Source organism: Mesorhizobium sp. C120A (assembly GCF_030323105.1).
Classification (GTDB): Bacteria; Pseudomonadota; Alphaproteobacteria; order Rhizobiales; family Rhizobiaceae; genus Mesorhizobium.
Genome location: NZ_CP100476.1, coordinates 5,623,589 through 5,645,115, shown reverse-complemented (window position 1 = coordinate 5,645,115; position 21,527 = coordinate 5,623,589). Strand labels below are relative to the sequence as shown.

Annotated in this window: 21 protein-coding genes; 7 read left to right on the top strand and 14 right to left on the bottom strand. The window is 64.2% G+C overall.

Features of this window, described 5'->3' with window-relative positions; all coding sequences use genetic code 11:
• A complete protein-coding gene (locus NL532_RS27660) occupies positions 1-2,838 on the top strand; it encodes a nitrate reductase (RefSeq protein WP_023823560.1) in 2,838 nt (945 codons plus the stop codon).
• A gap of 130 nt (positions 2,839-2,968) precedes the next feature.
• Here the strand turns inward: NL532_RS27660 and NL532_RS27655 are convergent, their stop codons facing one another.
• From NL532_RS27655 to NL532_RS27635, 5 genes are read right to left on the bottom strand one after another with little or no spacing between them, the layout of a single operon-like run.
• Positions 2,969-4,264: an NAD(P)/FAD-dependent oxidoreductase gene (locus tag NL532_RS27655; RefSeq protein ID WP_023686956.1), complete on the bottom strand. Its 1,296-nt coding sequence runs from the start codon at positions 4,262-4,264 to the stop codon at positions 2,969-2,971.
• Positions 4,261-5,244 (bottom strand): branched-chain amino acid ABC transporter permease, encoded by a 984-nt coding sequence (locus NL532_RS27650; protein WP_023686957.1) that lies wholly within the window; start codon positions 5,242-5,244, stop codon positions 4,261-4,263. Before NL532_RS27650 ends, NL532_RS27655 begins: the two co-directional genes overlap by 4 nt.
• Positions 5,241-6,149 (bottom strand): branched-chain amino acid ABC transporter permease, encoded by a 909-nt coding sequence (locus NL532_RS27645; RefSeq protein ID WP_023682690.1) that lies wholly within the window; start codon positions 6,147-6,149, stop codon positions 5,241-5,243. The genes NL532_RS27650 and NL532_RS27645 overlap by 4 nt, the downstream gene beginning before the upstream one ends.
• Positions 6,146-6,892 carry an ABC transporter ATP-binding protein gene (locus tag NL532_RS27640; protein ID WP_023686958.1) on the bottom strand — a complete coding sequence of 249 codons (747 nt, stop codon included), beginning with the start codon at positions 6,890-6,892 and terminating at the stop codon, positions 6,146-6,148. Before NL532_RS27640 ends, NL532_RS27645 begins: the two co-directional genes overlap by 4 nt.
• The gene (locus NL532_RS27635; RefSeq protein WP_023686959.1) at positions 6,889-7,689 is read right to left on the bottom strand and encodes an ABC transporter ATP-binding protein; all 801 of its coding nucleotides are present in this window, start codon (positions 7,687-7,689) and stop codon (positions 6,889-6,891) included. The genes NL532_RS27640 and NL532_RS27635 overlap by 4 nt, the downstream gene beginning before the upstream one ends.
• 124 nt (positions 7,690-7,813) lie before the next feature.
• Between NL532_RS27635 and NL532_RS27630 the strand changes: the two genes are divergently transcribed.
• From NL532_RS27630 to NL532_RS27605, 6 genes are read left to right on the top strand one after another with little or no spacing between them, the layout of a single operon-like run.
• On the top strand, positions 7,814-8,536 hold the full coding sequence (locus NL532_RS27630; protein WP_023686960.1) for a GntR family transcriptional regulator: 723 nt from the start codon (positions 7,814-7,816) through the stop codon (positions 8,534-8,536).
• Position 8,537: 1 nt separating this feature from the next.
• The gene (locus tag NL532_RS27625) at positions 8,538-9,026 is read left to right on the top strand and encodes a DUF3830 family protein (protein ID WP_023827975.1); all 489 of its coding nucleotides are present in this window, start codon (positions 8,538-8,540) and stop codon (positions 9,024-9,026) included.
• Positions 9,027-9,380, top strand: coding sequence for a TIGR04076 family protein (locus NL532_RS27620; RefSeq protein WP_023732249.1), 354 nt, complete (start codon positions 9,027-9,029; stop codon positions 9,378-9,380).
• Positions 9,377-10,432 (top strand): aldo/keto reductase, encoded by a 1,056-nt coding sequence (locus NL532_RS27615; protein WP_023827976.1) that lies wholly within the window; start codon positions 9,377-9,379, stop codon positions 10,430-10,432. The genes NL532_RS27620 and NL532_RS27615 overlap by 4 nt, the downstream gene beginning before the upstream one ends.
• On the top strand, positions 10,429-10,857 hold the full coding sequence (locus tag NL532_RS27610) for a hypothetical protein (protein WP_023827977.1): 429 nt from the start codon (positions 10,429-10,431) through the stop codon (positions 10,855-10,857). The genes NL532_RS27615 and NL532_RS27610 overlap by 4 nt, the downstream gene beginning before the upstream one ends.
• Before the next feature lie 36 nt (positions 10,858-10,893).
• A complete protein-coding gene (locus NL532_RS27605) occupies positions 10,894-12,153 on the top strand; it encodes an ABC transporter substrate-binding protein (RefSeq protein WP_023827978.1) in 1,260 nt (419 codons plus the stop codon).
• Between the two features lie 81 nt (positions 12,154-12,234).
• Here NL532_RS27605 and NL532_RS27600 read toward each other — a convergent pair whose 3' ends face one another.
• The 9 genes from NL532_RS27600 to NL532_RS27560 form a co-directional block, all read right to left on the bottom strand.
• Complete coding sequence (locus NL532_RS27600; protein WP_023827979.1) at positions 12,235-13,257, bottom strand: LacI family DNA-binding transcriptional regulator; 1,023 nt, start codon at positions 13,255-13,257, stop codon at positions 12,235-12,237.
• Entirely contained in the window at positions 13,251-14,042 is a 792-nt protein-coding gene (locus NL532_RS27595; RefSeq protein ID WP_023667863.1) for a transporter substrate-binding domain-containing protein, read from the bottom strand. Before NL532_RS27595 ends, NL532_RS27600 begins: the two co-directional genes overlap by 7 nt.
• Positions 14,043-14,059: 17 nt before the next feature.
• Positions 14,060-14,980 carry an isoaspartyl peptidase/L-asparaginase gene (locus tag NL532_RS27590; protein ID WP_031202556.1) on the bottom strand — a complete coding sequence of 307 codons (921 nt, stop codon included), beginning with the start codon at positions 14,978-14,980 and terminating at the stop codon, positions 14,060-14,062.
• A gap of 2 nt (positions 14,981-14,982) precedes the next feature.
• Positions 14,983-15,717, bottom strand: a complete 735-nt coding sequence (locus tag NL532_RS27585; protein WP_023699816.1) for an amino acid ABC transporter ATP-binding protein — start codon at positions 15,715-15,717, stop codon at positions 14,983-14,985.
• A gap of 1 nt (position 15,718) precedes the next feature.
• Positions 15,719-16,390 carry an amino acid ABC transporter permease gene (locus NL532_RS27580; protein ID WP_023825949.1) on the bottom strand — a complete coding sequence of 224 codons (672 nt, stop codon included), beginning with the start codon at positions 16,388-16,390 and terminating at the stop codon, positions 15,719-15,721.
• A complete protein-coding gene (locus tag NL532_RS27575; RefSeq protein WP_023827980.1) occupies positions 16,390-17,061 on the bottom strand; it encodes an amino acid ABC transporter permease in 672 nt (223 codons plus the stop codon). The genes NL532_RS27580 and NL532_RS27575 overlap by 1 nt, the downstream gene beginning before the upstream one ends.
• 363 nt (positions 17,062-17,424) lie before the next feature.
• Positions 17,425-18,519, bottom strand: a complete 1,095-nt coding sequence (locus tag NL532_RS27570; protein WP_032899967.1) for an alcohol dehydrogenase family protein — start codon at positions 18,517-18,519, stop codon at positions 17,425-17,427.
• A gap of 17 nt (positions 18,520-18,536) precedes the next feature.
• On the bottom strand, positions 18,537-19,916 hold the full coding sequence (locus NL532_RS27565; RefSeq protein ID WP_023686964.1) for an aspartate aminotransferase family protein: 1,380 nt from the start codon (positions 19,914-19,916) through the stop codon (positions 18,537-18,539).
• A 31-nt stretch (positions 19,917-19,947) separates the two neighbouring features.
• Positions 19,948-21,441, bottom strand: coding sequence for an NAD-dependent succinate-semialdehyde dehydrogenase (locus NL532_RS27560; RefSeq protein WP_023686965.1), 1,494 nt, complete (start codon positions 21,439-21,441; stop codon positions 19,948-19,950).
• Positions 21,442-21,527: the final 86 nt, after the last annotated feature.

Below are 21,527 nucleotides of genomic sequence, written 5' to 3'. Positions count from 1 at the left end.
ATGGAACTGGGCGAAGCGCGCGAGGTGAGGACCACCTGCCCCTATTGCGGGGTGGGTTGCGGCGTGCTGGCGAAAGTCGCCGCGGACGGTGAAGTCAGCGTCCGCGGCGACCCCGACCATCCAGCGAACTTCGGCCGGCTCTGCTCCAAGGGCTCGGCCCTGGCCGAAACCATCGACCTCGACGGCAGGCTGCTCTACCCCGAAATCCACGGTCGCCGTGCCGGCTGGGACGAGGCGCTCGACCGCGTCGCTTCGACCTTTTCGCAAACCATCGCCGAGCACGGTCCTGACTCCGTCGCCTTCTATGTCTCCGGCCAGTTGCTGACCGAAGACTACTATGTCGCCAACAAGCTGATGAAGGGCTTCATCGGCTCGGCCAACATCGACACCAATTCGCGGCTATGCATGGCCTCCTCGGTTGCCGGCCACCGCCGCGCCTTCGGCTCCGACACCGTGCCCGGCACCTACGAGGATCTCGAGCTCGCCGACCTGATCGTGCTGGTCGGCTCCAATCTCGCCTGGTGCCATCCCGTGCTCTTCCAGCGCATCGCGGCGGCCCGGGAAAAACGACCGGAGATGAAGGTCGTGCTGGTCGACCCGCGCCGCACCATGACCGCTGATATCGCCGACATTCACCTGGCGATCGCGCCGGATGGCGACGTTGCTTTGTTCACTGGTCTGCTCGCCTGGCTCGGCCAGCACAACGCACTCGACCGCGGCTATGTGACCGCACACACGACCGGCTTCGGCCAAGCTCTCTTCGCCGCATCGGCGCTCGACCTTGCCGGCATTGCCGCCGCCACCGGCCTGAGCGAGGACGAGCTCACCCGCTTCTACAACCTGTTCGCCGCGACTGCGAAAACCGTCACTGTCTACAGCCAGGGAGTGAACCAGTCGTCTTCGGGCACCGACAAGGTCAACGCCATCATCAACTGCCATCTCGCCACCGGCCGCATCGGCAAACCTGGGGCAGGACCGTTTTCAGTGACCGGCCAGCCCAACGCCATGGGCGGCCGCGAGGTCGGCGGCATGGCCAATATGCTGGCCGCCCATATGGAGATCGAAAACCCCGAGCACCGTGACCGCGTGCAGCGTTTCTGGAATGCGCCGGCCGTCGCCCCAAAGCCCGGTCTGAAGGCGGTCGAGATGTTTCAGGCGATCGCCGCCGGCCGCATCAAGGCATTGTGGATCATGGCCACCAACCCGGTCGACTCGATGCCGGATGCCGATGCCGTCGAGGCGGCGATCAAGGCCTGCCCGTTTGTCGTGGTTTCGGATGTGCTGGCGAGCACGGACACCGTGCGTCACGCCCATGTGCGGCTACCCGCCGCCGCCTGGGGCGAGAAGGACGGCACCGTGACCAATTCAGAGCGCCGCATCTCGCGCCAGCGCAGCTTTCTTGCGGTGCCCGGCGAGGCGCGGCCGGATTGGCAGATCATTGCCGAGGTGGGCAAGCGGATGGGGTTTGGCGAGGCGTTTGCGCATGTGACGCCGGCGGAGGTTTTCGCCGAACACGCCGCGCTGTCGGGTTTCGAGAATGACGGCGCGCGGGATTTCGATATCGGCGCTTATGGTGCGATCGATGCCGACGCCTATGAAGAATTGGCTCCGTTCCAGTGGCCGGCGCCGAGCACAGCCACCCCCCTCTGGCCTGCCGGCCATCTCCCCCGCAAGGGGGGAGATCAGCCGTCGCCTCGGCCTTCGCCAATTACCAACGATGCAGAAGATATGCCGGCGTCAAAGCTGCCAATCTCCCCCCTTGCGGGGGAGATGTCCGGCAGGACAGAGGGGGGTGTTCAAGCGGGACTTGACCCTTCCAGCACCCGCTTCTTCGCCAACGGCAATTTCTACAATCCCGACCGCAAGGCCCGCTTCATCGCCATTCGTCCCATCGTCGAGACACGCACCAGCCCGGACTATCCGCTGATCCTCAACACCGGCCGTGTTCGCGACCATTGGCACACGATGACCCGCACTGGGAAAAGCCCACGTCTCTCCCAGCACATGGCCGAGCCCTTCGTCGAGATCCACCCCGCGGATGCCACGCATCACGGCATTGGCGACGCCGACATCGTGCGCGTCTCCAGCCCGCGCGGCGATGTGCTGGTGCGCGCGCTGGTGACGGCACGCCAGCGCCAGGGCAGCGTGTTTGCGCCGATGCACTGGACTGACCAGTTTTCGGCAAAAGGCCGGCTCGACACGCTGACCGCGCCTCTGACCGATCCGGTTTCCGGTCAGCCTGCGCTGAAACATGTCGGCGCCCGCATCGAGAAGTTCGCCGCGAGAGCCTTCGGCTTCGCCGTGGTGCGCCGCAAGCCGGTGGCGGTCGCAGCAGATTACTGGGCCGTGGCCAAATGCAAGGGCGGCTGGCGGGTGGAGCTTGCCTTTGCTGACGACGACATCGACTGGGCTGGTTTTGCTGGTTCGCTTTTCGATGTTCCCGTAGCCGATACGCTCGCTTATCACGACCGCGATACCGGCCAGCATCGTATTGCTGCCTTCGACGACCAGCACCTCGCCGGGGCTTTGTTTATCGCGTCGGGACCGGTGGCGGTTTCGCGGGGTTGGGCGGCACAGCAACTCCAGGAGGTTCACACCAGCCAACGCGAACGCTTCAGGATCGTCGCCGGTCGCGCCGGCGCCGATCGGCCCGATGCGGGCGCGACCGTCTGCTCCTGTTTCAGCGTCGGGGTCAACCAGATCGCGGCGGCAGTGGCAGCCGGGTGCGCGACAGTCGAAGCCATAGGCGGCGCCCTGAAGGCCGGCACCAATTGCGGCTCCTGCCGGTCCGAGATCCGGGCGGTCATCCAGGCCAATCGGGTTCAGGCTGCGGAGTAGATGCGGCTGGATGGGGAGGGGATCTGACTATATCCTCTTGGGCCACCACGGTCATCGATTGCGGAAGGTGTGGCGGTCCTTTTCGGGTCGCTGTGAGCGCGCCGGCAGGAGGATCACCTGGCTTGGCTGTCTAATCCAGCCGGTCGCGCAGGATGCTCCAGGGGAGCAGCATATTCGGTGCATAGCGCACGAGGTTGTGCAGCGGGATCGGCGCTGGCGGTGCGAAGGGGAGCGGCAGAAATCGGGCGTCCGTTCCGCTCGCCCAGTCCGCCAGCACTTTGCCCATTGCCGTGGTCATGGCGATGCCGCGACCGTTGCAGGCGAAGCCGGCGATCAGGCCCGGGCCGAGGTCGATGAGACGCGGCAGGAAATCCGGCACCACCGCCGCCACGCCTGTCCAGCTGTAGGCAAGCGGCGGCAGGTCAGGCAAATCGAGATGCCTGGCGAGCCGTCGCCAAATCGTTTGCGGCATGCGCGTCTCAGCGCCGGCTCCGACGACATGCATGCCGCCGCTGATCAGCCGGTTCTGGCCATCGAAGCGGCACGTGAACAGGTTGCGCCTGGTGTCGCCAACGCCCTGGCCGCCGGGCAGCAGGCGCGCGCGTATGGCCCGCGACAGCGGCGCAGTGGCGATCTGGAAGACTTTCAGCGGGATATAGGTCCGCGCCAGTGTCCGGTTCAGTGCCCCGCCATAGGCGTTGGTGGCGATCACCACCTTGCCCGCACGCACGGCGCCGGATGCGGTCGTCAAGGTCCAGCCATCCGCAGCGCGGTCGATGGAAGCGACGCGCGTCTGCTCGAAGATCCGCGCGCCGGCTTTTTCGGCGGCATCGGCCAGGCCGCGCGCATACTCGACCGGATTGAGGACGCCGCCCGAGTTATCCATCCAACCGCCGGCGTAGCCGCCGATACCGGTGAGCGTCGTGACCGCCTTGGCATCGAGCGTTACGGTCGGCCTGCCCCGCGCCGCCCATTGCTCGGCGCGCGATCGCGTCTTTTCCAGCGCGGCGGACGAATGCGCCGGCTGGATCCAACCATTCTGCACAGCGTCGCATTCGATGCCATGCCGCTTGATCAGGCCGAAGACCAGGTCAGCGCTTCCCGCGGCGAAATCGATCAGCCTCCCGCCGCGCTCGGGTCCGAGTTCGGTGATGATGTCGTCTGGATCCCGCTTGGCAAAGTTCGGAACGACGAAGCCGGCATTCCGGCCGGTCGCACCACAGGCAATGAATTCGGCTTCGAGGACCGCGACCGAAAGCCCCTTCTCGGCGGCATGCAATGCCGTCGACAGGCCGGAAAAGCCGCCGCCAACGATTGCGAGATCGACGTCGAGCCCGCCTTGCAGCGTGCCCCGGTCGCGGCGGTTGCGGCTGACGGCATGCCAGAGTGAAACGCCATGCACGTCTTGCCGGATCATGGCATTCATGGTCCGGCCTCGTTCTCGCTGGCCGCCGCCTTTGTCTGTTTGCCGGGCTTCGGCCGGCGCGGCCGGTCGCCGAACAATCCGTTCGGCCGGATCAGCAGGATGACGCAGAGCATGACGCCGATGGCGACGATCTGCAGCGAGGCCGCGCGTGCTTGCTGCTCGGGCGCAAACAGCACGCTGGTCAGCGTGCCCGACCCCGCCCATATCGCCCAGACCAGGATGCTGCCGGCAATGGCGCCGGCATTGCTGCCCGAGCCGCCGACGATCAGCATCACCCAGACCTGGAAGGTCAGGATCGGCAGATAGTTATCGGGCGCGATGAAGCCGGTGAAATGCGCCTGCAAAGCGCCGGCCAGCGCCATGATGGCGCCGCCGACGGCAAAGGCCTGGACGCGGTAGAAGCGCGCGCTCTTGCCCAGCGAAATCGCCGCTCGCTCGTCCTCGCGCAGCGCCTTGAGCACGCGGCCCCAGGGGCTGCGCGACAGGTGCTCCAGAGCGAGATAGGCGATCAGCGTCACAGCCGAAACGACGGCGAGGTTCGACACGTTGAACAACAGCGGCGTTTCGGCAAGGCCGCCGAACGGGCGCGGGATGAAACCGATGCCGAACGGGCCGCCCGTGAGTTTTTGCGCGTTGAGCGCGACCAGCTGCACGACGACGGCGACGCCGAAGGTGGTGATCGCCAGGTAGTCTGATCGCAGACGCAGCGTGGCCATGCCGGTAATTGCTGCGGCGATACCGCCGACGATCATGGCGCCCGCCCAGCCGGCCAGGATCGGCAGACCGAAGCCGCCGAAGCGCGCGGCATCGTCCGGGGTCGTGAGCAGCGCCGATGTATAGGCGCCGATGGCGACGAAACCGGCAAGACCGACATTGAAAAGGCCAGTCAGCCCCCACTGCAGATTGAGCCCCAGTGTGACCAGCGAAAAGATCAGTGCGGTGGTCAGGAAGAAGGCGCCGTAGCCGAGCAGGTCCATCAGCGTTCCCTCACACCAAACAGGCCGATCGGCCGCACGAACAGCACCGCCATCAGGATGATGAAGGAGATTGCGGCGCGCCATTCGGCGCCGATCAGCTGCACCGCACCGGCTTCGGCAAGGCCAATGATCAGGCCGCCGAGCACGGCGCCCGGTATGCTGCCGATGCCGCCCAGGATGGCGGCGGCGAACATCGGTAGCAGCATGTCGAAGCCCATGAACGGGCGGATCTGCACCAGAATGCCGATCATCACGCCGGCCACACAGGCCAGCGCCCCGCCGATGATCCAGGTGACGCGCACCACGGAGGCAACATCGATGCCGACGATGCGGGCCAGGGCCGCATTCTGGCTCAGCGCCTGCATGGAGCGGCCGGTCTGCGTGCGTGTCATCAACAGATGCACGCCGAGCACCAGCACTGCGGTCAGCAGCAGCAGCGCGATCTGATCGGGCGTGATGCGGATGCCGAAGCCGACCGGCATGGCGATCTGGATCGCCCGGCTGAAATAGGTCGGGCGTGAGCTGAAGGTGAATTCGAGCAGGCTGCGCAGCGCCATCGAGGCGCCGAAGCTCGCCATCACCACGATGATGGCTTGCCCCTGCGAGCGCAGCCGCGAAAACAGCACCTTGTCGAGCAACAGCGCCAGCAGGGCGGTGAAAGTCATGCCGACAACCAGCGCAACCAGCAGCGACCAGCCGAAGGACAGCGGTCCAATGGGCTCCACCTTGCCGAACATCGCGCCGATGGTGCTCACGACGGCGAGCGTCGCATAGGTGCCCCAGGCCATGAAGTCGCCATGGGAGAAGTTCGAGAAGCGCAGGATCGAATAGGTGAGCGTCACGCCAATGGCGCCGAGGCCGATCATCGAACCGGTCAGCAACCCATCGACGACAAATTGCAGGCTCATGCCGCGCCTCCCTTGCCGGCGTGAGGGCGTTGGCCGAGATAGAGTTCGGCGACGACAGGATCGTTCCACAATTCGGACGCCACACCCTCGTGCCGGTCCTTGCCTTCGACCAGCACATAGGCGCGGTCGCCGATGGCCAGCGCTGCCTTGGCGTTCTGTTCGACCAGCAGGATGGTGACGCCGGACCTGCGGATGCCGGCCAGCATCTCGAACACCATCGATACGAATTTCGGCGAGAGGCCGGCCGATGGCTCGTCGAGCAGCAGCACCTTGGGATGGACGATCAGCGCACGTGCGACGGCGAGCATCTGCCGCTGTCCGCCCGACAGATTGCCGGCGGCGGTGCGGCGCTGGCGGACGAGGTCGGGGAAGGCCGCATACATTTCCTCGATGCGGGCAGGGATTTCGCGTCGCTCGAGGATGCCGCAGGCGACCTTCAGATTGTCCTCGACCGACATTAGCGGGAAGATGTTCTCCGTCTGCGGTACGAAGGCCAGGCCGAGCCGAACCATGGTGTGCGCGGGAGCGGCGGTGATGTCCTTGCCGTCCAGAAATACGGTGCCGCCGGTGATCGGGACAAGGCCGGCGATCGCCTTGATGAAGCTCGACTTGCCGGCGCCGTTGGGGCCGAGCACGACGACGATCTCCCCCTTGCCGACGGTGATCGAGGCGCCGCGCACAATCGGCACGCCGGGCTCATAGCCGGCCTCGAGATTGCGGACGTTGAGGACAGTTTCGCTCATGCCGCACCTCCGAGATAGGCCTCGATGACGCGCGGGTCGCGGGCGACCTCTTCCGCCGTGCCTTCGCTGAGCAACTGGCCGCTCGCCATGACGAGGACGCGATGGCAGAGCCGCGTCACCATGTCGATATTGTGCTCGATCAGCAGAAAGGTGATGCCGTGCGCGTTGATGTCGCGGATGCGGTCGATGATGATCTCGAGCAGCGTCGCGTTGACGCCGGCGGCCGGTTCGTCGAGCAGGATGATCGCCGGATCGGCCATCATGACGCGGGCGAGTTCGAGCAGCTTGCGTTGACCGCCGGAAAGCACGCGCGCCGGTTCGTGCGCCAGCCGAGCGAGCGAGACGAGCTCGAGCAGCTCGAGTGCCTTTGCCCTGGCTGCTCTTTCCTGTGCCGCCACTCGCCACGGCGTGACGAAGTTGGCGAGCAATTTTTCGCCGGCTTGGCCCTGCGCCGCCAGCATGATGTTTTCGATCAGCGTCAGATTGGGCAGGGGGCGCGGGATCTGGAAGGTGCGGCCAAGACCACGGCCGATACGCAGATGAGCGGCTTCGCCGGAGACGCGCGTGCCATTGAGCAGGATATCGCCGCTGGTTGGCAATATGCTGCCCGCCAACAGATCGAACATCGTCGTCTTGCCGGCGCCATTCGGCCCGATCAGGCCGAGGATTTCGCCCGCTTTGACATCAAACGAGACATCGTTGACGGCGACAAGGCCGCCAAAACGCCTGACGACGTTTCGTGCCGTCAGAACTGGCGCACGGGTCTCCTGCCGTTGGCGCTCCGCTGCATCGCTCATCAAACCCTCTGGCCGAAGACGATCGTTGTCGCCTCCTGATTTTTGATTTGTGATCACACTTGCTTTGATCACGCTATTCGGCTTTAATTTCATTCGCAAGCCGAAAACGGGGCAAATGCCGGTAATGCAGAAGGCTGCCATCGAAAAGAACAACGAGACGATCGCAGCCCAGCTTACGCCGGTCGGCCGCGAGACGGTGCAGGATCGCGTCTATTCCGAGTTGCGCCGTGCTCTGATCGGTGGCCTTTTCGAGCCAAACCAGGTGCTGACCATCCGTGGTCTTGCCGATGCGCTGGTCACCTCGACCATGCCGGTACGCGAAGCGCTCGGCCGGCTGATCACGGAAAAGGCGCTGGAGGCGCTGCCCAACCGTTCCGTGCGCGTGCCGCCGATCACGCTGGAGCGCATCGACGACCTCCTGCGTGCCCGCTCCCTCATCGAAGGCGAAGCGATAGCGCTTGCCGCCAGGCGCATGAGCCCGCGCCAGATCGCATCGATCGAAGCCATGCTGGGCGAGTGGGACGAGATGCGGGCCCTGAAGCACAAGAAGGATATCGATCGCGAAGCGACGCTCAACCAGAGCTTCCATTTTGAGATCTACCGCTGCTGCGGCTCGGCTGTGCTGATCCCGATGATCGAAAGCCTCTGGCTTCAATCGGGTCCCTGCATCCGCGTCGCCATCTATGCCTTCTCCGAGGCAGGCGAGGTTGATACCGCCCACTATCATCGTCGAATTGTCGCGGCACTTGCCAAACAGGATGCGCAAGCGGCGCGCGAGGCGCTGGTAGCCGACATCAGCCGCCCCTTCGCCTTCCTGCGCGACAAACTTCAATCGGCGAAGGACTGACATGCCCAAGCCCGCCATCGGCATCACAGAACCACGCTCGAAGCTTTCCGTGACGGCGCTGCTATTGCCCGAAAAGGCGCCGGAGAATGCCGCCTTCCTGCTGGCGTATCTGGCGCAGCCACGCATCATCCCAGGCATCCATGCGATGTGGACAGGACCGGAAATCTCGTGCCCGGTTCCGTCAGCCGATCTCCACGGCCAGGCCTATGCCCAGTCTTTGCCACCGGAGAATGCAACGCTGACGCCGCAGCCCGGCGATATCGTGCTGTCCTATGTGCCGCCACGCGTGTGGGGCGGCAATCCCAATGCCATCTTCGATATCGGCCTGTACTACGGGCAGGGGGCGCGGCTGCTGTTCCCGATCGGCTGGCTGGCCGGCAGCGTGGTCGCGCAAGTGCTTGCCGGAGAGCGCGATCAGTTTGCCGCCGCCTGCGGCTTCATCCGCCGCAACGGCGCCTGTGACATCACCTTCAGCCTGGTGGAGGCCTGAATGGCCGACGACAGTTTCGAACTCTTCGATCTGCGCGTCGAAGCGGTCATCCCCGAGGGCAAGCCGGTCTATTGCGGCGCCAGGGCCGGCGACTATTTCGAACTCAAGGGCGAAATGCTCTCGCTGCCGGCAGGGCAGGGTTTTTCGATCTATTCGATCTCGGCCGTGTTGCCGCTCCTGGCGGCAAAGCAGCGCCCGACGCATGCAAATGACTGGATGACCTCGGATGCCGAGATCGCCTGTCCCGATCCCAATTGCGCCAGCCGGCTCCGCATCGTCAGGCTTGCCAAGCGGCGGTTCAGCCATGCCGAAACCACGGCCGTGCCGCTGCCGAAGGAGACCGACAAAAGATGAGCGCCAGGACGATCGAACTCAGCCCCGGCTATACGATCTCGCGCGTCATCCGCGGCGGCTGGCAGCTCGCCGGTGGCCATGGCGCCGTCGACCGCAGCCAGGCGGTGACCGACCTGATCGCCACTTTCGATGCCGGCATCTGGACCTATGATTGCGCCGACATCTACACCGGCGTCGAGGAACTGATCGGCGCCGCGCGCCTGCGGCTGGCGCGCGATCGCGGTCTCGATGTCGCGGCCAGGATGAAGGTGCACACCAAGCTGGTGCCGGACCTCGAACGACTGGCAAGCATCAGCCGCGACTACATCAGGGGCATCGTCGATCAGTCGCTTCGCAGGCTGAAGACGGAGCGGATCGATCTCGTGCAGTTTCACTGGTGGGATTATGACCAGCCTCGTTACGTCGAGGCGATGGGTTGGCTCGACGAGCTTCGGCTGGAAGGCAAGGTGCGCAATCTCGGCACCACCAATTTCGATACGCCGAGGCTAGCCGAAATCCTCTCCGCGGGCATCCCGCTGGTCAGCCAGCAACTGCAATATTCAGTGCTCGACCAGCGGCCGGCAAACAGCCTTGCGGGCCTTGCCGCTAAGAACGGTGTCCGCTTCCTCTGCTACGGCTCGGTGGCGGGCGGCTTCCTCAGCGACAAATGGCTTGGCGTGGCCGAGCCCTCCACGCCGCTCGAAAACCGCTCGCTGGTCAAATACAAGCTGATCATCGACGACTTCGGCGGCTGGGAGCTGTTCCAGTCCTTGCTCAAGGCGCTGAAAGCGGTCGGCGATCGCCACGGCGTCGACATTGCCACCATCGCTTCGGCCTGGGTGCTCGAACAGCCACAAGTGGCGGCCGTCATTGTCGGCGCGCGCAACCAGGCGCATGCGCTGGCCAATGCCAAGATCATGGACATCGTGCTCGATGCGGAAGACCGTGCCAGGATCGCCGCAGTACTCGCGCAAAGCACCGGCCTCGCGGGCGATGTCTACACGCTGGAGCGCGACCGTCACGGCCGCCACGGCTCGATCATGCATTACAACCTCAATGCGGGGAAGAAATGAGCGGAGAGCCTTCCCTTTTTTCGCGTGCCAGCGCTGAAATCGTCGACCTGCATCGCTTCTTCGTCGACTGGTTTGTCGCCGCGCGAGCCGACGCTGTGGAGTTCGGCCGCTTCGAGGCTGTCATGGGCGAAGGCCTCACCATGGTGGCGCCGAATGGCCAGATCCTCGATCGCGACGCGGTCGTCGATCATGTCCGGACAAGCCGCGCCACTTGCAACGACGGTTTTGCCATATCGATCGAGGACATCAGGCCGGGTTGGCAGGACGCGGACACGATCGTCATCTTCTACATCGAGGCGCAACTGCGCGCCGGCAAACACAGTCGCCGGCAGTCCAGTGCGGTCTTCACCACCAGTTCATCGGCACCAAACGGCGTCGAATGGCGGCATCTGCATGAGACCTGGCTGCAGGCGCCGGAAGGCTGAACAGGCAAAAGTTCAAACAAGAAAAGGGGAACGGCAATGAAGAAGACGATACTTCAAATCACCACAGCACTGGCTCTCGTGACGATGGCCGGCGCCGCACACGCAGCGGACTGCAAGATCACCGTCGGCCTGGTCATGGAGCTCACCGGTCCGGCCGGCGAATACGGCCAGGCCGGCGCGAAGTCCGTCGAAATGGCCTTCCGCGACATCAATGAAGCCGGTGGCGTACGCGGCTGCGATCTCGCAACCGACACGCGCGACAGCCAGAGCCAGGGCAATATCGCGGTCGATGCCGCGACCCAGCTGGTACAGGTCAAGAAGGTGCCGGTGATCATCGGCGGCATCATCTCCTCGGTGTCGATCCCGATTTTGACCTCGGTCACCGGGCCGGCCAAGATCGTGCAGGTGTCGCCGGCTTCATCCTCGCCGACGCTGACCGCCCTTGGCCGCGACGGCAAGACCAACGGCATCTTCTTCCGCACCATCACGTCGGACGCGCTGCAAGGCGTGGCCGCCGCCAAATACGCCATCGACAAGGGCTTCAAGAAACTGTCGATCATCCATGTCAACAACGACTTCGGCGTCAACATGGTGGCCGAATTCTCGCGTGCCTACAAAGCGCTCGGCGGCACCATCGTCTCCGACACGCCCTACAACGAAAAGCAGTCGAGCTATGCTTCGGAAGTGACGGCGGCGATGGGAGGCGAGCCGGACGGACTCTACCTCGTCAGCACGCCGGTCGACGGCGCAACGGTCGCCCGCACCTGGATATCGCAGGGCGGCGTGCAGAAATTCCTGCTCAATGACGGCATGAACAGCCCGGACTTCATCGAATCCGTCGGCGCCGATTATCTGAAGGATGCCTATGGTACCTCTTCCGGCACCAGCCCGACGGCATCCACCGACTATTTCCTGAAAAACTACAAGGAGTTTTCGGGCATCGAACCGTCGAACCCGGCAGCCGACCGTTCCTATGATGCCGGCGCCATTGTCGGTCTCGCCATTGCCATTGCCGGCTCCGAGGATCCAGCCAAGATCAAGGATGCCATGTACAAGGCGGTCGATCCTGCCGGCACACCGATCTATGCCGGCAAGGACGAGTTCGCCAAGGCGCTCGGCCTGATCAAGAATGGCAAGCCGATCCGCTATGAAGGCGTCATCGGTCCGGTCAGCTTCGACAAATATGGCGACATCACCGGCCCGTTCCGGTTGTGGAAGATCGTCGACGGCAAGGTGACGACGGACGGTGAAATGACAACCGACGACGTCAACGCGCTGCAGGCGAAATTGCAGTAGGCGCTGGTACATTGTCCGGCGCGATCTCCGTTCGATCTCTGGGAGATCGACGCCGGACAAGCAGTCCAACATCGGCGCTGGTTACGCGGTCAAGCGCGAAATCAGCCGGGTCAATATAACGACAGGCGGCTGGCCGGGCATGAAGACCTGCGGATTGGAGAGGGCGCCAACGATATGACCCACATAGTCTGATTTGTCGTAGCCGATTGACGATATCGGGTAGGCGTCGAAATTGGTCAGGGACACATTGTCGAAGCCATAGAGGCGGAAGCGGCTGGGCCGGCTGTCGGGGAAATCCGCCCGGCAGACATCCAGAACACCCATGGCCATCGCGTCGGACGTACAAAAGACCGCATCGGGACAGCCGCGTCCCGTCAGGCCGGCGGCTGCCGCATAGCCCGACTCGTAGGAATAGTCTCCCTGGACCGTCTGCAGCAGTTCAATTCCATGATGCCGGAACGCTCCGAGGTAGTGGCCGATGCGCAGCTGTTCGACTCGCGAGGACGAACGGCCGGTCAGCAGGCTGGCCGTGCGCGCGCGCTTGGCCGCCGCATCCGCCACGGCCTCGGCGATGCCGACGCCTTCATCGGGAATGACGGTGGGTGACAGATCGTCATGCAGTCCGTTCAGCATGATGACCAGGTTCGAGCGAAACATGCGCCGCACCGTCGCTGCATCGGCAAAGTCGGAGAACACCACGGCGGCATCGACATGATAGGCAACGCCGTTGCGCAGAAAATCCTCGACCCCTTCCGCCGAGCCGATGCGGATGAGGATGACCTGCTTGCCGATCGACTGGATTGCGTCGAGCAGCCGGTCGAACAGGTCGAGATCTGAAAGGTCGTGAATGTGGTTGACCACGACGGCAACCAGATTGACGGTCTTGGTGGTCAGGCTTTGCGCCAGGAGATTGGGTTTGTAGCCGAGCTGCGCGGCGGCCTGCACGACACGTTCGCGTTTGTCCGCCGAGACCGGTCGCGGTCCGCTCGACAGCGCACGGCTGGCCGCGGCACGCGACACGCCTGCCAGCCGCGCGACATCGGCGATCGTTGCGACGGCGCCTCGACTGTGCGCCGATCGGTTGCCGGTAGTGGGTGTCACCACAGCGGGTTGAGCGCCGGCGGGTTGGAGCCCGGCCCCCACCACTTCTTGTAGGTCGCCTCGTAGGTGCCCGACTGGATGAAGTCGGACACGAACATGTCGAGCCAGCGGACGAATTCGGGATCGCCCTTGGCGACCGCGATGCCGATCGGATCGTTGGAATAGAGGCCAGGCAGCGTCACCAGGCTCGGTGTCTTGGTTGCGAGGTAATCGAGCAGCGAGGAATCCTCGATCGCCGCATCGACGCGCTTCTGTTGCAGCTGCAGAACCCCGTCGGGCGCGAACTGGTCGACATAGACGAGCTCTGCGTCCGGCACGGCTGCCTTGAGGAAGGTTTCGCCCGTGGTGCCGCGGCCGACGACAACCTTCTTGCCGGCGAGCCCCTTGAGGTCGGTTATCCCGGCATCCTTCTGGACGATGACGCGCAGCCCGGCCCGGTTGTAGGGGATGGTGAAGTTGACGGTCTTGGCCCGCTCGAGCGTTGCCGAGGTGTTTGCGACCGCGACATCGATCTGTCCCGACACCAGCATGGAAATACGCGCATCGCCCGAGACGTCGACGAACTCGACCGGCACGCCGAGCTTTTGCGCCAGCAGCGTCGCGACATCGACATCGTAGCCGACAGGGTTGTTTTGTGCATCCCGAAAGCCGATCGGCTCGCCGCCGAGCGATACGCCGATGCGAATGGTGCCGCGTGAGCGGATGTCGTCAATCATGCCGGCAAGGGCTGGAAATGCCGAACCGGCCACGATGGCCAGCGCGGCGAAGGCACGCAGTACGGTTTTCATGGTTCCTCTCCTTATTTTCAAGTGACGCGTCTTGCCGCCCGCAATTCGGGTGCGGACATAGAATCCTTCCAGAGCCAGTAGCGGACCTCGCCCTCGCATCTGAAATTCACCACCTCGTGGTTCTGCTCGGCGTCCACGGCGTGGATGACCACTCCGGCCAGGAAGCCGGTGTCGAGTTCAGCCAGTTCCTCGACCGCCAGCGCGACCGCATCCGACAAGGATCGGCCAAGCTTCATGGCCAGCACGACGGTCCGCGCGGTCGTGCAGCGCATCGTCATCTCGCCGGTATGGGTGCACGCCGCCGCGCCATAGCGGCTGTCGGCGTAAAAGCCTGCGCCGGGAATGGGAGAATCGCCGAGCCGGCCCGGATATTTCCAGGCCCAGCCCGAGGTCGAAGTCGCGGCATGGATGCCGCGCCGCGCATCCGCCGACAGGAAGACGGTGGTGTCGCGGACCCGCTCGGGATCGGTGATAGTACGGCTGAGCGGCGCCAGATCGATATCGGGGAATTTCGCCAGCTGTTGCGGTGTGAGTTCCTGTTGCAGCCGCACCCACCAGACGCGCTTGCTGTCCTCGAACAAGACTTCGTCTTCGGCAAAACCGATTTCGCTGGCAAAGCGCCGCGCCCCTTCGCCGGTCAGCATCACATGCGGCAGGCGCTTCATTACCTGCTGCGCCAGGGCAGCGACCGCCAAGGTCCTTGGCACGGCGCCGACTGAACCGACCTCTCTTGTATTGCCGTCCATGACGCCGGCGTCGAACTCCATCTCGCCCAGCATGTTCGGCCAGCCGCCATAACCGACGCTGCGAACCTTGACCTCTTTCTCCACCATGCCGATGCCGGCAACCATCGCGTCCAGGCTGACGGCGCCATCGCGCAGCATTTGCACCGAGGTTTCGAATCCCGGCCATGCTTCGTTGTTGGCTAACAGCAGCATTCCTAGTCCTTGCGCATCTTGGAGAGAAACTGCGCAACCCGCGGCTGCGCCCGGCCGCCGTCCGCGGCGAAGAAACGATCCGTTGGCAGATCGACCACCAGCCTGCCCTTGTCGAGGAAGACGATGCGGTTGGAAATCTCGCGCGCGAATTCGATCTCGTGGGTGACGAACAGCATCGTCGTGCCTTGCGCGGCGAGCTTTGCCAGGATGGCCAGCACCTCGGAAGTCATTTCCGGGTCGAGCGCGCTGGTCACTTCATCGAGCAGCAGATAGCGCGGCTGCATGGCGAGCGCCCGGCAGATGCCGACACGCTGGCGCTGCCCGCCCGACAACTGCGCCGGGTAGGCGTTGGCCCGATCGGCGAGGCCGACGGACTCGAGCAGCTTGCGCGCCAGCGCCTCGGCCTCAGGGCGCGGCATCTTCAGCACCTCGATCGGGGCGAGCGTAATGTTCTGAAGCGCGCTCATATGCGGATAGAGGTTGAACAGCTGGAAGACGGTGCCTGAGCGCTTGCGCGCCTCGGCCAGCTCCTTCGGCTTGCTGACATCGAAATCGTCGACCGTGATGCGGCCCGACTTCAGCTTTTCGAGGCCGTTGATGCAACGGATTAGTGTCGACTTGCCGGACCCCGACGACCCGAGGATCGAGACCACTTCGCCGGGCGCGATCGTCAGGTCGACGCCGTCCAGCACAGTGACCTCGCCGAACGCTTTGTGCACGTTTTCGATCTTGAGCATGTTAAAGCCCCCGCCAGGCGCTGTGCGCCCGCAGGCGGTTTTCAAGACGCTCGCCAAGCAGGGCGACCAGCTTTGCCGCGCCATAGTAGAGCAGCCCGACGACGGTCCAGACCGCGAACGGCTTCAAGGTTCGCATGTTGAGGATGTGGCCAATCTTGGTCAGGTCGACGACGCCGATGACAGAAATCAGCGACGTCACCTGAAGCTGGTTGACCAGCAGCGCGACGAGCGGGCCGACCGCGAAGGCGGCAGCCTGGGGCGAAACGATATGGCGCAGGACCTGCCACCGGGTCAGGCCGAAGACACGCGCGGCCTCGACCTGCTCGCGTTCGATCGACTCGATCGCCGAGACCGCGATGACATAGACGAATGCCGCGGTGTTCGCCGACAGAGTGATGGTCGCTGCGGTGACCGGCGTCACCCTTATATGCAACAGCGCCGGCAGGCCGAAGAACACCAGGAACAGCTGCACCAACACCGGCGAGTTCTTCAACAGCTCCGACAGGAAGGTGACGACCTGGGCCAGAACCGGCACACGGTAGAACCGCACCAACGCCCAGCTCAGGCCAATCAGCAGTCCGATCAGAGAGGTGACGAGAAACAGCGCGATGTTGGTGCCGAGACCTTGCGCCAGCAGGATCAGGTCGTAGGAGGTGAAGTCGCTGAACCGCATCAGTCGACCGCCTCCATCATGTCCCGATTGAGATGGCGGTGGAGCAGGGTGACGCCCAGCGAGACCAGATAGGTCAGGGCCGCATAGGCACAGAGCAGCACCACATAGACCTCGAAGGGCCGATAGGTCTGCGAGACCACGATCTGGGCCGAGCCGGTGAGCTCGTTGAGCGTGATGGTCGAGAGGATCGAGGACGTAAGGATCATGTTGATGAGCACGGATCCGAGCGGTCGCACGGAGGTGCGCAGCGCAATCGGCAGCACGATGCGGGTGAAGATCTTGCGCCTGGACAGGCCGCTCACTTCAGCGGCGTCGATGATGCCCTGGTCGATGGCGAGGATGCCGGCGCGAATGATGTCTGAGGCATAGGCGCCGCCGGCAATCGAAAGCGCCACGACGCCGGTGGTGAAGGCATCGATGTAAATGCCGAGCTCGGGCAGGCCGTAATAGAAGAAGAACAGCTGGACGATGAACGGCACATTGCGGAAGAGATCGACATAGACGAAGGCGATCCGTCGAAGCAGTGCCGAGGCGGAGGTGCGTGCGATCGCCACCAACGCGCCCATGACGACGCTTCCCACCAGCGACAGCGCGCAAGCCGCCGCCGTGAGTTCGGCGCCGCGCGCCAGAAAACCCAGATGCGGCAGAAGAATGGACAGGTCGAAATGCACCGGTGGTCTCCAGTGAAACCGGTTTCACTCTTTTGGCTTTCGCCTCGTCTGTCAAGATGCAGGGTCTGGTTGCCGGCCTGTGGATTGCATTCGTTGCGATGATTCCGGTTCGCCTCATGCGCGCTATGTCTCAAGCGCCGGCAATTCGCCGCCGGCTTTCAACTCGACGACGCCGCCTATGCCAGCCGCGCGTCGCTGCGATGGCGGCTGGGGCGGCGCCCTCGGTTTTGCCGATCCGGCGCCGGCGTCGGATTCGGCTACGTCACCAACCGCATGCTGGGTTTCGACGACGTCGATCCACGCCGCAAGGTATTGATTGATGCCGTTTACGACGCGCTCTGACGTAGGAGCGTTGGGGAGCCGTTATGCCCGGATGTTCCACATGGCGTCCGGCACAACCACCAGCTTGCCGACAAAGTCCTTGGCGATGAAGTCTGCCTGCGCCTTTTGAAAATCGGAGAGCCTGTAGACGCCGCCGACCAGCGGTCGGATCTTCTTCGCCTCGATATAACCGACGATGCGGCGGAAGTCGGCGCGGGTGCCCTGGCTTGAGCCATGCAGTTGCAGCTGCTTGAGATACATGGTCCGGAGATCGAGCTGCACGACCGGGCCGGCGATGGCGCCTGCCGTGGTGTAGCGGCCTTCAGGTCGCAGGATGCGCAGCAGGTCGTTGAAGATCGCGCCGCCGACGAGATCGGCGACCACATCGATCGGCTGGTCGCCAGTGGCTTCATTCACGGCGGCGGGAAGATCGGCAACGCCCCGGGTAATGACCGCTTCGGCGCCGATGTCGCGCACCGCCTGCTCCTTGCCCTTGCCGACGACCGCATAGGGAATGGCGCCGCGCGCCCGCGCCAGCTGCACGATGCCGGAACCGACGCCGCCCGAGGCGCCGGTGACCAGCACGCGTTCGCCGGCTTTCAGCCCGGAGCGCTCCAGCATCTGTTCGCCGGTGAGGTAGGCGCAGCAGAAGGTGGCGAGTTCGACGTCGCTCATTTCAGTATCGACGACATGCGCATTCTCGCCCGGCACCGTCTGGTACTCGGCGTACCCGCCGTCGCGACCGTGGCCCATATAGTCGATGTCGGCGAGCGAATCGTCGTCGCGGTTGTAGATCGAAAAGTCGACCATTACCCGTTCGCCGATACGGCCCGGGGAAACGCCTTCGCCGACGGCAGCGATGGTGCCGACCGTGTCGGTGCCCTGGATGCGCGGGAAGGTAAGCGTGTTGCCTTGCCGCCGCCACGTCGACACGGCGGCAGCGTCCTCCTCCGTGCCATAGGCGCCCTGGCGTACCCAGACATCGGTGTTGTTCATACCGCAAGCGCTGACCTTAACCAGCACCTCGCCGGCGGCAGGCACAGGCACTTTCACATCGCTGCGATAGACGAGCTTTTCCGGTCCGCCATGCCCGGTGAGCAGCACGGCGGCCATGGTGGCGGGGAGGGTCTTGGTCATGGCATTCACGGTCGATCTCAGAGATTGGAAAACACGCTGTTGACGGCATCGGCGGTTTTGGAAACGACGATGTCGGCTTCCTCACGCGTCAGGCAGAGCGGCGGCGCGAAGCCTAGTATGTCGCCCTGCGGCATGGCGCGGCCGATGACGCCGCTGGCGGCAAGTGCTGTCGCCACTTGCGGCCCGATCTTGAGCGAGGCGTCGAAGAACACCCGGTCGTCCTTGTCGGCGACAAATTCGACCGCCGCCAGCATGCCGTCGCCGCGCACGTCGCCGACGTGTCTGTGCCCGCCGACAGCCTTGGTCAGTTCGGCGCGGAAATAAGCGCCGGTCTCACCGGCGTTCGTCACCAGGTCCAGTTCGTCGATCAGTTCGAGATTGGCGACACCTGCGGCGACGCAGATCGGATGCGCGGCATAGGTCCAGCCATGGCCGAGCGAACCGAGCTTGTCGGAGCCCTGCACCAGCACCTGCCACATCTTGTCGGCAACGATGACGCCCGACAGCGGCGCGTAGGCCGAGGTCAGCCCCTTGGCGATGGTGATGAGGTCTGGCTTGATGCCGTAATGGTCGGAGCCGAACATGGTGCCCAGACGGCCGAAGCCCGTCACCACCTCGTCGGCGACCAGCAGCACGTCATACTTCTTCAGCACCGCCTGGATCTTCTCCCAGTAGCCGGCCGGCGGCGGCACGATGCCGCCAGTACCGAGGATCGGCTCGCCGATGAAGGCGGCGACGGTTTCGGGACCTTCGGCCAGGATCATCTCTTCCAGTCTGTCGGCGCAATGCTGCGAGAACTGCTCCTCGCTCATCGAGCGGTCGGCGCGGCGGAAATAGTAGGGCGCTTCGGTGTGCAGGACCGGCGCGCGCGGCAGGTCGAAGGCGTTGTGGAACAGGTCGAGCCCGGTCAGTGATCCCGTCATCACGCCCGAACCGTGATAGCCGCGCCAGCGCGAGATGATCTTCTTCTTCTCCGGCCGCCCAAGCACGTTGTTGTAGTACCAGATCAGCTTGATGTTGGTCTCGTTGGCATCCGAACCCGAGAGGCCGAAATAGACCCTCGACATGCCCTTCGGCGCGCGGTCGATGATCATCTTGGCCAGTGTGATCGAAGCCTCGGTGCCGTGGCCGACATAGGCGTGGTAATAGGCGAGGTTCTTCGCCTGGGTGGCGATGGCATCCGCGATCTTTTGGCGGCCATAGCCGACATTGACGCAATAGAGACCGGCAAAGGCATCGATGCTCTTCTTGCCATTGTTGTCCCAGACGGTGACGCCTTCACCGCCGGCCATGATGCGGGTCGGGCTCTCGCCCCGCGCATGCGTGCCCATATGGGTCGAAGGATGGAAGAAATGGTCGCGATCCCAGGCGTTGAGTTCGTTGGACTGGTCGAGCATTTTTTGACTCCTTGAGAGATGGCCGGACGGACTATGTGACGTCCAGACAGAGGTACTTCAGATCGGTGAAAGCTTCGAGCCCGTGGCGCGAGCCTTCGCGGCCGATGCCGGATTGCTTGACGCCGCCGAAGGGGATCGGCGCTCCGGTGATCTTGACGCGGTTGATGGCGACCATGCCGTAGTCGAGCGCGCGGCCCATACGTTGCTGGCGGGCGCCATTCTCGGTAACGACATAGGCGACGAGGCCATATTCTGTGGCGTTGGCACGGGCGATCACCTCGTCCTCACTGTCGAACGGCGTGACTGCGGCGACCGGCCCAAAGGTCTCCTCGCGCATGATCAGCGCTTCGTCGCTGACATCGGCCAGCAACGTCGGCTGGTAGAACAGCGGCCCGGCCTGATGCCGCTTGCCGCCGGTGAGGCAGCGCGCGCCATGGGCGACGGCATCGGCGACCTGTTCCTCGACCTTGGTCACGGCGCGCTCATGCATCAGCGGTCCGATATCGATCTTTTCGACAAGCCCATTGCCGGTCCGCAGCGCCTCGATGCGCTCGGCAAAGGCGGCGCAGAAGCGATCGTAGATCGGGCGCTGGACATAGATGCGGTTGGCGGCAAGGCAGTCCTGGCCTGACGTTGCAAACTTGGCATCGATGGCAATGCTCACTGCGTTGTCGACATCGGCGTCGGCAAAGACGATCAGCGGCGCATGGCCGCCAAGCTCCATCACCAGCCGCTTCATCGTCGGAGCACACTGTGCGGCGATCAACCGGCCGATCTCCGTCGAGCCGGTAAAACTCATGGCGCGGACGCGCGGGTCTTCGCACATGCGCCCGACGATCGTCGCTGCCTTGCCGGTGATGACGTTGAAGACACCGGCGGGCAGGCCGGCGCGCTCGCCGAGTTCAGCCAGCGCCAGCGCCGACAGCGGCGTCTCCGAGGACGGGTGTGCGACGATGGTGCAGCCGGCGGCGAGTGCGGCGGCCGCCTTGCGGGTCAGCATCGCCGCCGGAAAATTCCAGGGCGTGACGACGCCGACAACGCCGAGCGGCTCGCGCCTCACCATCATCTCGGCATTCGGCAGATGGCTGGTGACGCTCTCGGCGTTGAGGCGCTTTGCCTCTTCGGCATACCATTCGACGAAAGAGGCGGCATAGTCGATTTCGCCGAGCGATTCCTGCAGCGGCTTGCCTTGTTCCAAAGTCATCAGCAGGGCAAGGTCGTCTTTCGCCGCGATGATCAGCTCGAACCATTTTCGCAGAATTCTCGACCGCTCCTGCGGCAGCAGTGACCGCCAAGCCGGGAAGGCACGCGCGGCGGCACCGATTGCCCTTGTCGTTTGCTGCGCATCGAGCGCGGCGACAAACGCGACCGTCGCGCCTGTGGCCGGATCGGTGACTTCAAAGCTTTCGGCCGCTTCGCTCGCGGTCCAATGCCCATCGACATAGGCAAGCTCGCGCAGCAGCCGGCGGTCGGAGAGGCGGTCGAGCGCCTCATGGCGATGCGAGCGGGCAAAATGCGCGGACATGGTCGAGGCCTCCCGGTTCGGACGATGCGGGAAGACTATCCGTCACATGCAGACAGAGAGACTGTTTCGACGCCCTGAAGGAGAGA